9 protein-coding genes and 1 riboswitch are annotated in these 11,680 nt (G+C 69.9%); of the genes, 4 read left to right on the top strand and 5 right to left on the bottom strand.

All coding sequences use genetic code 11. From position 1 onward, the window contains the following. Positions 1-103: 103 nt before the first annotated feature. From ACK4HH_RS00445 to ribD, 5 genes are all read right to left on the bottom strand, one after another. Positions 104-2,128, bottom strand: coding sequence for a family 14 glycosylhydrolase (locus ACK4HH_RS00445; RefSeq protein ID WP_409647135.1), 2,025 nt, complete (start codon positions 2,126-2,128; stop codon positions 104-106). A 258-nt stretch (positions 2,129-2,386) separates the two neighbouring features. Next, positions 2,387-2,857: a 6,7-dimethyl-8-ribityllumazine synthase gene (gene ribH / locus ACK4HH_RS00440; RefSeq protein WP_409647132.1), complete on the bottom strand. Its 471-nt coding sequence runs from the start codon at positions 2,855-2,857 to the stop codon at positions 2,387-2,389. Further along, entirely contained in the window at positions 2,854-4,137 is a 1,284-nt protein-coding gene (gene ribB / locus ACK4HH_RS00435) for a 3,4-dihydroxy-2-butanone-4-phosphate synthase (RefSeq protein WP_409647129.1), read from the bottom strand. Before ribB ends, ribH begins: the two co-directional genes overlap by 4 nt. Beyond that, positions 4,134-4,748: a riboflavin synthase gene (locus ACK4HH_RS00430; protein ID WP_409647126.1), complete on the bottom strand. Its 615-nt coding sequence runs from the start codon at positions 4,746-4,748 to the stop codon at positions 4,134-4,136. Before ACK4HH_RS00430 ends, ribB begins: the two co-directional genes overlap by 4 nt. Before the next feature lie 4 nt (positions 4,749-4,752). Further along, complete coding sequence (gene ribD, locus ACK4HH_RS00425; protein ID WP_409647123.1) at positions 4,753-5,805, bottom strand: bifunctional diaminohydroxyphosphoribosylaminopyrimidine deaminase/5-amino-6-(5-phosphoribosylamino)uracil reductase RibD; 1,053 nt, start codon at positions 5,803-5,805, stop codon at positions 4,753-4,755. A gap of 63 nt (positions 5,806-5,868) precedes the next feature. Next, positions 5,869-6,001: riboswitch (FMN riboswitch) on the bottom strand. A 156-nt stretch (positions 6,002-6,157) separates the two neighbouring features. Here ribD and ACK4HH_RS00420 point away from each other — a divergent pair. The 4 genes from ACK4HH_RS00420 to ACK4HH_RS00405 all read left to right on the top strand — a co-directional run bounded on the left by ACK4HH_RS00420 (position 6,158) and on the right by ACK4HH_RS00405 (position 11,595). Continuing rightward, positions 6,158-7,165, top strand: coding sequence for a sugar-binding transcriptional regulator (locus ACK4HH_RS00420; protein WP_409647120.1), 1,008 nt, complete (start codon positions 6,158-6,160; stop codon positions 7,163-7,165). Positions 7,166-7,297: 132 nt separating this feature from the next. After that, complete coding sequence (locus ACK4HH_RS00415) at positions 7,298-9,043, top strand: glycerol-3-phosphate dehydrogenase/oxidase (protein WP_409647117.1); 1,746 nt, start codon at positions 7,298-7,300, stop codon at positions 9,041-9,043. Positions 9,044-9,045: 2 nt separating this feature from the next. Continuing rightward, the gene (gene glpK / locus ACK4HH_RS00410; protein ID WP_409647114.1) at positions 9,046-10,563 is read left to right on the top strand and encodes a glycerol kinase GlpK; all 1,518 of its coding nucleotides are present in this window, start codon (positions 9,046-9,048) and stop codon (positions 10,561-10,563) included. Positions 10,564-10,779: 216 nt separating this feature from the next. Next, complete coding sequence (locus tag ACK4HH_RS00405; protein ID WP_409647111.1) at positions 10,780-11,595, top strand: hypothetical protein; 816 nt, start codon at positions 10,780-10,782, stop codon at positions 11,593-11,595. Positions 11,596-11,680 lie beyond the last annotated feature (85 nt).

Genomic DNA, 11,680 nt, shown 5'->3' with positions numbered 1-11,680 from the left:
CGGGTGCCTACCTCGCTCTTGGGTCCCGGGGGGGTGTTTTTCGGCGCTTTTTTTTTTTGGTGGGTTGTGGGCCCTTTTTGGGGCCCCCCCCCCACCGATGGCCTCACGGCCGAGTCGTCGACACGGTCGCGCTGCCGGGCAGCACGTACACGGTGCTCGCCTGGTTGGCGTACTGCCGGTCGGGCGCGTTCCAGTTGCCGTTGCTGTTTGTGAACGTGAAGCCGAACGAGCTCGGCGCGTTGGCGAGCGTCACCTTCCACCAGTGGCGCCCGTTGATGAAGCCCTCGTAGGTCATCGGGAAGGTGCCGCTGATGCCGTTCCAAGTGTGGATCGAGTAGCTCGTCGCCGATTGCCACTCGGCGAAGTGCACCGTCACTGATGAGCCCTGCGGGGGCTGGCTGCTCGGCGTCGCCGCGTAGGCCTTCGTCACCTCGTTGAAGGTGATCGTGTAGGTCGTGTTCGCGGCCACGGCGATATCGCCGCCGCTCTGCACGGCGGTGCCGGTGAGCCCGGAGCCCCCGTAGTTGAGGCTCCAGTCGCCGCGCACGTCGAACTTGAAGCGCTGGTTCGCGGCCGAGCCGAACGACACGTTCGTCGCGGTCCACACGTCGCCCGACTTCGTCATCGGCGTGCCGAGGCCCCAGCTGTTGTTCGTGCCGCGCACGTACAGCGAGTTCCAGCTCGAGCCCGCCGGGCGATATTTCTGGATGAACTGCGCGTAGCGCGTGGCGCCCGTGCCCGAGGCCACCTCGCCCACCCGCAGCACCGTCATGCCGAGGTAGGGGTAGGTGTCGAACGCCTGGTTGACGTTGTCCCATCCGCCGTTCGACGTGATGCCGCCCGCGAGCGCGTTCTCGCCCTTGATCTTCACGTTCTGCCGGCCCGCCTCGGCACCGACCCAGCCCACGAGGGTCTTCGCCTGCGAGTACTGCGGGGCAAAGTTCTCATCGGTGAACTCGAGGCACGTGAAGTGCAAGATGACGCCGCGGCCCGAGTCGGCCACGCGGTTGGCGAGCCCGACGATGTTGGCGTAGCCGCGACCGGTGTTCACGGCGTACATGTCGACGCTGGTCTGGATGAGGCCTGCCGCGACCTCCGCCGCCCTCGGCGTCGGCCCCGTCATCGACCAGTGCACGCCGGGGATCTTGTAGCCGATCTCGGCGCCCGGAAAGGAGGTGCCGAGGGCGGCGAGCACGGTGTCGAGCATCCGCTCGCCATGATCCACGAGGCTCTTGTTGTACCAGTCGATCAGGTCTTTGCCGTACTGCGTGGTGCGGTAGTCGCCCGACGAGAAGAAGAAGCCGGCGTTGCTCGGGGGCTGCACCTGCGTGATGGTCGTGACGGTCGAGCCCCAGGCCGCGTTGATGCCCGCGATCGTGCCGTACTTGGCGAGCGCCCACTGCTGGAAGCTCGTGATGGCGAGCGGCGAGTAGGCCTGCAGCGCGCCGCGCGTGGGATACCCCGTGCCCGAGTCGTGGCTGTTGTACGAGGGATACCGCAATTCGCCGGCCGGGCCGAGCGAGACGTTGATCTCTTGCATGCGCGTGGCGTAGGTCGTGCCGTAGCGGGCGACGAAGGCCTGGGTGAAGGCCTGGTACTCGTTCTGCACGAGCTGCGTGGCCCAGCCCTGCACCGTCTCGTTCGAGTAGTTGCCCTGCTCGCTGCGGTGCTTGAGGCCGTTGGCGTCGAGCGTGACGCCGTTGAGCGTCGCACCCGTGTACTTGCCCCAGAGCCACGAGGGCAGCGGGATGTTGCACGTGTCGCCGACGTTGCCGCCGCACTGGTGGAACGAGAAGATCGGCACGATGTCGAGCCCGCGACTCGTGATCGCCGAGAAGACCTGGTCGTAGTAGCTCCAGTTGAACTGGTTGTCGCCCGCGGCCTCGACCTTGCCCCACCAGACGTCGACCGTCACGGCATCGACGCCGTAGGCCTCGACGGTCGCGAGCTGGTTGCCGAACTCCGTCCAGTTCGAGACCTCGAGCGGCGCCATGACGTTGGCGCTGAAGTCGGGATTATTGGTGGCAGTCGCCGCCGTGGCCGAGGTCGGCCCGACGATGAGTGTGGCGATGATGGACAGCGCGAGGGCGATGACGCCCGTCGCCGCGTGCCGGTGTCGAGTGCGCATGGCTGCTCCCCCTGACGGGAGGAGCGACGCCGTCGTCGCTGACGACCTCCCTGGTGAGGGGAGTATCGCCCGCGCGTCTCGGGACTGCAACCGGTTCCACAATTTTCATACAGTGGAGCGGTCGTTCCACCCCGGAATGGCCAAGTACCACCCAGGTTTCAGGATGCTGCAACAGCGTTGCAGAACGTTGCCGGTGAGGTTTCCGCAGGTTCCAGAGTCGTCTGGTGCCGCGGCGCGGCGCACCCGCGGGTGCCGGACTCAGCCGCGGATGGCCTGCAGCACACGGGCGGTCGCGACCGCGGCCTCGGCCGCCTCGGCACCCTTGTCTTCGATCGAGCCCGGCAGGCCGGCCCGGTCGATGCCCTGCTGCTCGGTGTCGAGCGTGAGCACGCCGAAGCCGACGGGCTTGCCCGTGTCGAGCGCGACGCGCGTGAGGCCGTCGGTCGCGGCGGCGCTCACGTACTCAAAGTGGGGCGTGCCGCCGCGGATGATCACGCCGAGCGCGACCACGGCATCCGCCCCCGCCTCGAGCGCGGCCTTGCTCACCACGGGCAGCTCGAACGAGCCGGGCACGGCGTACTCGACGATCGTGGCGCCGGATGCCTCGAGCACGCGCCGCGCGCCCGCCTTGAGCCCCTCGCTGATGACGGTGTGCCACTGGCCCGCCACGATGGCGACGGTCAGCCCCGTGCCGTCGACGGAGAGCTGGGGTGAACCTGCGCCGCTCATGCGGTCTTCCCTTCGATGGTCGCGAACACCGGGGCGCTCGTGATGGCCTCGGGCAGGCGGTGGCCCATCCGGTCGCGCTTGGCGGAGAGGTAGCCCTCGTTGTCGTCGCCGACGCCGACGACGAGCGGCACGAGCGCGCTCACCTCGATACCGTACTGGGTCAGCTGACGCTGCTTCTCGGGGTTGTTGCTCAGCAGGCGCACGCGCGAGACGCCGAGGTCGCGCAGCATGTCGCTCGCGGCCTGGTAGTCGCGCGCGTCGGCGGGCAGGCCGAGGGCGAGGTTGGCATCGAGGGTGTCGTAGCCGTCTTCTTGCAGGCGGTAGGCCTTGAGCTTGTTGATGAGCCCGATGCCGCGACCCTCGTGGCCGCGCATGTAGAGCACGGCGCCGCCCTGGCGCTGAATCACGTCGAGCGCGGCGTCGAGCTGCGGGCCGCACTCGCACTTGAGCGAGCCGAAGGCCTCGCCCGTGAGGCACTCGGAGTGCACGCGCACGATCATGTCGTCGTGCGGCATGCCGCTCACGATCGCCACGTGGTCGGCACCCGTCTTGCGGTCGCGGTAGGCGCGCATCGAGAACGGGCCGTGCGTCGTCGGCACGGTCGTCGCGACCTCGAAGGTCACGCTGCTGACGTGCTCGGCGGTGCGGGCGGGTGACGCCGCGGCGAAGTCCTCGCCCGACTCGAGGTAGGCGATGAGGTCGACGATCGTGATGACGACCACACCCTCCTGCTCGCCGAAGCGGATGAGCTCGGGCAGGCGCATCATGTCGCCGTCCTCGGCGACGACCTCGCCGATCGCTGCGACGGGGCGCAGGCCCGCGAGGCGCATGAGCTCGACCGCGGCCTCGGTGTGCCCCGCGCGCTCGCGCACGCCGCCGTCGACGGCGCGCAGCGGCAGGATGTGGCCGGGGCGGATGAGGCTCGCGGGCGTCGACGCGGGGTCGGCGAGCGTGCGCAACGTGTGCGCGCGGTCGCCCGCGCTGATGCCCGTCGTGATGCGGTCGGCCGCGTCGACGGTGATCGTGTAGGCCGTGCGGCGCGGGTCTTGGTTGTCGGTCACCATGAGCGGCAGCTGCAGCTCGTCGGCGATCTCGTTCGTCATGGGCGCGCACAAGAAGCCGCTCGTGTGGCGGATCGTCCACGCGATCCACGCGGGCGTCGCGAGCTCGGCCGAGAGGATGACGTCGCCCTCGTTCTCGCGGCTCTCGTCGTCGGCGACGAGAACGGGGCGGCCTTCGCGCAGGGCGGCGAGCGCCTGGGGGATCGTTCCGATGCTCATGAGTCAGTCCTTCCGTCGGCAGCGCCGAAGCGCACCAGCCGCGCCACGTGGCGGGCCAGGATGTCGGTCTCGATGTTGGCGGTGTCGCCGACCTGCTTGCGGCCGAGCGTGGTCACGGCGAGCGTCTCGGGGATGAGCGAGACCTCGAACCAGTCGTCGCCCGCGGCACTCACCGTAAGGCTCACGCCGTCGACGGCGATCGAGCCCTTGTCGACGACGAGGGGAGCGTGGGCGGCGTCGAGCGAGAAGCGCAGCACGCGCCACGCGTCGTTCTGGCGTACCTCGAGCACGGTCGTCGTGCCGTCGATGTGGCCCTGCACGATGTGCCCGCCGAGGCGGTCGCCCACCGAGGCGGCGCGCTCGAGATTGAGGGGCTCGCCCTCGACCCACTGGCCGATCGTGCTCATGGCGAGCGTCTGCCCCATGACGTCGGCCGTGAACCAGTCGTCGCCTTGCTCGACCACGGTGAGGCACACGCCGTTCACCGAGATGGAGTCGCCGTGCGCGGCATCGCTCACGACGAGCGGCCCGCGCACGGTCAGCCGGCCGGCGTCGCCGACGGCCTGCCAGCGCACCATGGCGCCGAGCTCTTCGATCAATCCGGTGAACATGTCGTCAGTCCTTGGTCGTCGCGTGCGGGTCGCGGGGGCGGGCGACGACGAGCAGGTCGTCGCCGAGCGATTCGATGCGGTGGATGCGCAGCGCGAGCGCCTCGCTCATCGTGGTCACCCCGAGGTCGTCGAGGGCCGTCTTCGGCCCGCCGAGCAGCAGGGGCGCGAGGTACACGAGCACCTCGTCGGCGAGGCCGGCCCGCAGGAAGGCGCTCGCGAGCGTGGGGCCGCCCTCGACGTAGAGGCGGCGGATGCCGCGCTCGTGCAGCTCGCGCAGCGCCGCGGCGAGGTCGCGGTGGCCGATCTCGATGAGGCCGGCCGGGTGCTGGCGCAGGCGCGCGTCGGCCGGTACGGGCGTGCCGCCGAACACGACCGGGATCGGCTGGTGCGGCAGCAGTTCGCCGCCGTCGCCCCGCGCCGTGAGCGAGGGGTCGTCGGCGAGCACCGTGCCCGTGCCCACGGCGATCGCGTCGTGCGCGGCACGCTGCTCGTGCACGCGCTGGCGGGCGGCCGTGCCGGTGATCCACTGACTCGTGCCGTCGGCGGCGGCGGCGCGGCCATCGAGCGTCGAGGCCCACTTGACCGTCACGAAGGGGCGGCCGAGCCGCACGCTCGTGAGCCACGGGCGCAGCAGCTCCTCCGCCTCGTCGGCGAGCACATCGCCGTGCACCTCGATCCCCGCGGCGCGCAGCCGGTCGGCGCCGCCGCCCGCGATCGGGTTGGGGTCGTCGAGTGCGTACACGACGCGGGCGACCCCGGCGTCGATGAGAGCCTGCGCACAGGGTCCCGTGCGGCCCGTGTGGTTGCAGGGCTCGAGCGTGACGACGGCCGTGAGGCCTGTGGCATCCGCGACGTGAGACAGGGCATCCACCTCGGCGTGATCGGTGCCCGCCCCGCGGTGCCAGCCCTCGGCGACGACCGTGCCCGCGGCGTCGAGCAGCACGCAGCCGACCTGCGGGTTCTCACCGACGGCGGGGCCGTGCGTCGCGAGGCTCAGGGCGCGCCGCATCGCCGCGACGAGAGCCTCGTCGGCGTGCGGTGCGGCGGTGCGGGTCATCCGGGGTCCTCAGTGTGATCGGGACGCATCCGGGGTCGCGCGCGCGAACGGCATGCTGCCGCTCGCGTGTTCCTCCCATCCGGACTTTCACCGTCGGCACCGGAATTCCACCGGTTCAACCGCTCTCGAGTCGCCTCGATCACGGGTCGCGGGCTCTCACCGCCGGCTCGGATTTTCACCGACCCCGGAACACGTACTGCTGTCAGAGTAGTCAACCGCTGCCAAGCCTCACTATTCCCGACGCTTGGCTGGGAATCACTGGGGTGTTTGGTGAGCGCTAGCGGGGGGCGACGGATGCCCGCATCCGTTCTGGGAGTGCGCACAGAAGTGCAGCGCATGCCAGACTGCCGCCATGCCCGCGAGTGACCCGGAGACCGCGAAGATCGCCGCCGCGCTCACGGCTGCGCAGCGGTACTACATGCAAGACCTCACGATGGAGGCGATCGCCGCCGAATTAGGCACCTCGCGCTCGTCGGTGTCACGGTTGCTGTCGTTTGCCCGCGAGTCGGGGCTCGTCGATATCCAGATTCGCTCGCCATTCGATCGCGGGCTCGATCTTGAGCAAGAGATCCTTGCGCGGCATCGCGTGGTCGCGCACGTCGTGCGGATGCCCGAGTCGATCAGTGATGTTGATCGCCTCGAGCGCGTGGCGATGACCGCGGGCCGACTGCTCGGGCGTTTCATTGACGCGAACATGGTGGTGGGGGTGGCGTGGGGCTCGACCCTCGGCGCCATCAGTCGCCACCTCGTCAAGAAGCCCACCCACAACTCGACCGTCGTGCAGATGAACGGTGCGGGCAACACCCAGACCACGGGCATCGACTACGCGAGCGAGATCCTGCACCGCTTCGGCGAGGCCTTCTCGGCGCAGGTGCAGCAGTTCCCCGTGCCCGCCTTCTTCGACGACCCGCGCACGAAAGAAGGACTCTGGCGCGAGCGCAGCACGCGGCGCCTGCTCGACATCCAGTCGCGCATGGACGTCGCGGTCTTCGGTCTCGGCTCGCCCTTCGCCGAGGTGCCGAGCCAGGTGTACATCGGCGGCTACCTCGACGCCGAGGACTACCGCAGCCTGAGCGCCGATGGCGTCGTGGGCGACATCGCCACCGTGTTCTACCGCGGCGACGGCACCTTCGCCGACATCGAGCTCAATGCCCGGGCATCCGGACCGAACCTGGACCGGCTGCGCCGCGTCGCCCGCCGCATCTGCGTCGTCTCGGGCGTGCAGAAGCTGCCGGGCCTGCGCGGGGCGCTCGCCGCGGGCCTCATCACCGATCTCATCCTCGACGAGAGCCTCGCCGCCGCGCTGGTGCGCGAGGTGCCCGAGGGGCTGGCGGCCGGCGCTCCGCGACGGCTGCGCTGAGCTCGGCAGACACCGCCGCAGCGTCTGCACGTTTGTGCACGGGCCTGGCAAGTTTGTCGCGCCGGCCCCAGGATGGAGGCACCACCTCGCGCGCGACGGCCCGCGACTCCCGACAGAACGGTTCCACCGACGATGCCCACCCGCACCCCGCCTCGCCCCTCCCGCGCCACCGTCGAGGCCCTCCGCGCCCGGCCCGAGTGCGAGGTGCTCATCATCGGCGCGGGCATCAACGGCATCGCGACCTTCCGCGACCTCGCGCTCAACGGCGTCGACGTCGTGCTCGTCGACCGCGACGACTACGTCGCCGGGGCGTCCTCCGGCTCGTCGCACATGATCCACGGCGGCATCCGCTACCTCGAGAACGGCGAGTTCCGGCTCGTCAAGGAGTCGGTGCACGAGCGCAACGCCCTGCTTCGCCTCGCCCCGCACTACGTTCGGCCGCTGCCGACGACTATCCCGATCTTCTCGACCTTCTCGAGCCTGCTCTCGGCGCCCCTGAGGTTCATCGGGGTGAAGACGCGCGGCAAGAAGGAGCGTGGCGCGCTCATCATCAAGGTCGGGCTGACGATCTACGACATCTTCTCGCGCGACGGCGGGCGCGTGCCGCGCCACCAGTTCCGGGGTGCGAAGGCCTCGCGCGCCCTCCTGCCCGCGCTGCGCCGCGACGTCAAGTGGACGGCGACCTACTACGACGCCTCGATGCACGACCCCGAGCGGCTCGCGCTCGACGTGCTGATGGACGGCGTCGCCGTCGGCGAGCACGCGCGCGCATCCAACTACGTCGAAGCGGCGGGCATGGATGCCGAGGGCGCGGTGCTGCTGCGCGACGCGATCACGGGCGAGGAGTTCACGATGCGGCCGCGCGTCGTCGTCAATGCCTCCGGCCCCTGGACCGACCTCACCAACGCCGCCCTCGGCGAGCCCTCGCAGTTCATGGGAGGCACGAAGGGCTCGCACATCGTCGTCGACCACCCCGAGTTGCTCGCCGCCTGCAACGGCCGCGAGATCTTCTTCGAGTTCTCGGATGGCCGCATCGTGCTCATCTACCCGCTCAAGGGTCGCGTGCTCATCGGCACGACGGACATCGCGCACGACATGGCCGAGCCGATCCGGTGCACCGAGCCCGAGGTCGATTACTTCATCGACGTCGTCAAGTACGTCTTCCCCTCGATCCCCGTCGACCGCTCGCACATCGTCTTCCGGTTCTCCGGGGTGCGCCCGCTGCCGCGACAAGATGCCGCGTCGAACGCGCAAATCAGTCGCGACTACCGGGTCGAGGAGGGCGAGCGCGGCGGCGTGCCCGTGCTGAGCCTCGTCGGCGGCAAGTGGACGACCTTCCGCGCGCTCGGCGAACAGCTGGGCGGGCGCGTTCTCGCGCTGCTCGGCCGCACCCGCGCGGTCAGCACTGACGGGCGCCTCATCGGCGGAGCCGTCGGCTACCCGACGACCGACGCCGACCGCGCGCAGTGGCTCGCGACGCACGGCGCGACCGTCGGCGCCGAGCGCGCCGCCGAGCTGCTCGAGCGCTACGGCACGAGCGCCGAGGCGATCATCCGCCGCATCGAGAGCGCTCCGGATGCGCCCCTCGCCGCCGCACCCGACTACTCGCGCGCCGAGATCGTGCACCTTGCCGAGACCGAGCAGGTCGTGCGCCTCATCGACCTGCTGCTGCGGCGCACCTCGCTCGCGTTCCGCGGCCTCGTGACCGAGGCGCTGCTCGCCGAACTTGCCGAGGTGCTCGGTGAGGCACTCGGCTGGTCGGCGTCGCGTCGCACCCAGGAGCGCGACGATGCCAGGCTGTACCTCGCCGACCGGCACGGAATCTCGCTCGCGCCGGCAGAGACGACGGGCGCACCGGCGCGCTCGCGGAAGGGCTGACCATGACCACGCACATCGTCGCGATCGACCAAGGCACCACGAGCACGCGGGCGGTGGTCGTCGACCACGCCGGCGCGATCGTCTCGGTCGGGCAGCACCCGCACGAGCAGATCTTCCCGAAGGCCGGTTGGGTCGAGCACGACCCCATGGAGATCTGGCACAACACGCAAGAGGTCATCGGGCAGGCGCTCGGCAAGGCGGGGCTCACGCGGCACGACGTCGCCGCGATCGGCATCACCAACCAGCGCGAGACCGCCGTGGTGTGGGACCGCTCGACCGGCAAACCGGTCCACAACGCCATCGTCTGGCAAGACACCCGCACCCAGGACCTCGTCGACGCGCTCGCCGCTGACGGCGGCGTGCGCCGCTTCGCCGAGACGACGGGTCTTCCGCTCGCCACCTACTTCAGCGCCACCAAGATCGCGTGGATCCTCGACCACGTCGACGGTGCCCGCGCCCGCGCCGAGGCCGGCGAGCTGCTCTTCGGCACGATCGACACCTGGCTGCTCTGGAACCTCTCCGGCGGCGTCACCGGCGGCGTGCACGCCACCGACGTCACGAACGCCTCGCGCACCCTGCTCATGGACCTGCGCACGCTCGACTGGGACGAGTCGCTGCTCGCCGCTTTCGGCGTGCCGCGCTCGATGCTGCCCGAGATCCGCTCCTCGGCCGAGGTCTTCGGCCACGCGTACCCGGGCTCGTTGCTACGCGAGGTGCCCGTGGCGGGCATCCTGGGCGATCAGCAGGCGGCGACGTTCGGCCAGGCCGCCTTCGAAGCCGGAGCGTCGAAGAACACCTACGGCACGGGCAACTTTCTCATCGTCAACACCGGCGAGCAGATTGTGGCCTCGCAGCACGGGCTGCTGACGACCGTCGCCTACCGGCTCGGCGACGAGGCGCCGCGCTACGCGCTCGAGGGCTCGGTCGCCGTCACGGGCTCGCTCGTGCAGTGGCTGCGCGACAACCTCGGGCTCATCTCGTCGTCGGGCGAGGTCGAGACGCTCGCCGCCTCGGTGCCCGACAACGGCGGCGCCCACATCGTGCCCGCCTTTAGCGGCCTCTTCGCCCCCTACTGGCGACCGGATGCCCGCGGCGCGATCGTCGGCCTCACCCGGTTCATCACGCGCGCGCACCTCGCCCGTGCGGCCCTCGAGTCGACGGCTTTCCAGACGCGCGAGGTGCTCGACGCCGCCGACAGTGAGGTGCCCGTGCCGATCGCGGAACTGCGCGTCGACGGTGGTATGACCGGTAACGAACTGCTCATGCAGTTTCAGGCCGACATTCTCGGCATTCCGGTGGTGCGACCGCGCATCATCGAGACGACCGCGCTGGGAGCCGCCTATGCCGCCGGGCTCGCCGTCGGCTTCTGGTCGTCTCGCGACGAGCTCACCGCGCTCTGGCACGAAGACCGCCGCTGGGAGCCCGCCATGGACGAGGCCGAGCGCGAGCGCCGCTTGCGCGTGTGGAAGAAGGCGGTCACCCGCACGCTCGACTGGGTCGACGACGACACCTCGGTGTAGTTCGCCCGCTCGAGCCTTCGCTTCAGCGGTTTTGCGTGTCTGCGCGTGCTCTAACGTCTGCAGATCGGCTTGCCGGCTTGGGCGCAACCCTGCGCGGCGGATTCTGCAGTCGTTAGTGCGCGAGCCTCTCCTCCCCTAAGCGCTCAGCTGCCGCGGCTGCGCGCCTGTGCTGAGGTTTCGCACCCGCGCACGCCAAGCCCGCGCAGAATCCGGGGTGTGCCCCTGCTCAACCCCGGCGCCCTGTACGGGCGAGACGAGCTCTTGGTGCTGGTGTCGCGGCGTCGTCTCGATCAGTTGGTCGAAGTCGGCGGCGTCGTGCGCCTTCGACGGGGTGTCTATTGCTCGCCAGAGCTGCCTGACGCGGTCCAGCGTGCCGTTCGCGCCGGCGGCGTGCTCGGCTGCATATCGGCGGCCCAGTCGTTTGGCCTCTGGCACCCACCAGACGCGCGCGTGCACGTTCACTTCGACCGCGCTCGATCACGCCGACGCGCATCGGGAACAGTGGCGCACTGGTGGGCAACTGAGGCCGCTCGAGAACGCACCCGAACCGCCCTCGTTGACTCACTCGCCCACGTTGTCCGCTGCCAGCCGCGTGCTATTGCGGTCGCGGTGATCGACAGCGCTCTGTACGCGGGCCTGGTGTCGGACAGTGAGCTGCAGGCCATCCTTGCCCGGGTGCCCATGCGCCGCCGAATACCGTTGTCGATGTTCGACCCGCGAAGCGAGTCGGGGATCGAGTCGCTGGTGCGGGTGGCTCTCGTCGATGCCGGGCTCCCGTGCACGTCGCAGGTTTGGATTCCGGGGGTGGGCCGAGTGGACCTGCTCGTCGACGGTCGCGTCATTGTCGAAGTCGATGGCCGCCGCTGGCACCAGGGCGAGCAGAGTCGCGACTACGGTCGAGATCTCGCGGCGCTCGCCTCAGGCCTCGGAGTCGTTCGGGTCGACTACTCACACGCGATCGCGCGAGCAGATCTCGTGGTGGGTGCTGTGCGGCAGGCGCTTCGTCGTCCGCGTGCTCTGATCGTGTCGTGATTTCACGGTTCGCGGGAACTATCGTCTGCAGCACGTGACGGTTGAAGATGTTCGGCATCTCTCAACCCGATACTGCAGACTTTCG

It is taken from the genome of Microcella sp. (genome assembly GCF_046296455.1).
In the GTDB taxonomy this organism is placed as follows: Bacteria; Actinomycetota; Actinomycetes; order Actinomycetales; family Microbacteriaceae; genus Microcella.
The sequence above is the reverse complement of the archived record's forward strand: the minus strand, read 5'-3'. Positions and strand labels throughout refer to the sequence as shown.

Bases quoted from the DNA above. Each gene is read 5' to 3' on its own strand.
- ACK4HH_RS00430 (WP_409647126.1), bottom strand. From the start codon at position 4,748: ATGTTCACCGGATTGATCGAAGAGCTCGGCGCCATGGTGCGCTGGCAG.
- ribH (WP_409647132.1), bottom strand. From the start codon at position 2,857: ATGAGCGGCGCAGGTTCACCCCAGCTCTCCGTCGACGGCACGGGGCTG.
- glpK (WP_409647114.1), top strand. From the start codon at position 9,046: ATGACCACGCACATCGTCGCGATCGACCAAGGCACCACGAGCACGCGG.
- ribB (WP_409647129.1), bottom strand. From the start codon at position 4,137: ATGAGCATCGGAACGATCCCCCAGGCGCTCGCCGCCCTGCGCGAAGGC.
- ACK4HH_RS00420 (WP_409647120.1), top strand. From the start codon at position 6,158: ATGCCCGCGAGTGACCCGGAGACCGCGAAGATCGCCGCCGCGCTCACG.
- ACK4HH_RS00445 (WP_409647135.1), bottom strand. From the start codon at position 2,128: ATGCGCACTCGACACCGGCACGCGGCGACGGGCGTCATCGCCCTCGCG.
- ACK4HH_RS00415 (WP_409647117.1), top strand. From the start codon at position 7,298: ATGCCCACCCGCACCCCGCCTCGCCCCTCCCGCGCCACCGTCGAGGCC.
- ribD (WP_409647123.1), bottom strand. From the start codon at position 5,805: ATGACCCGCACCGCCGCACCGCACGCCGACGAGGCTCTCGTCGCGGCG.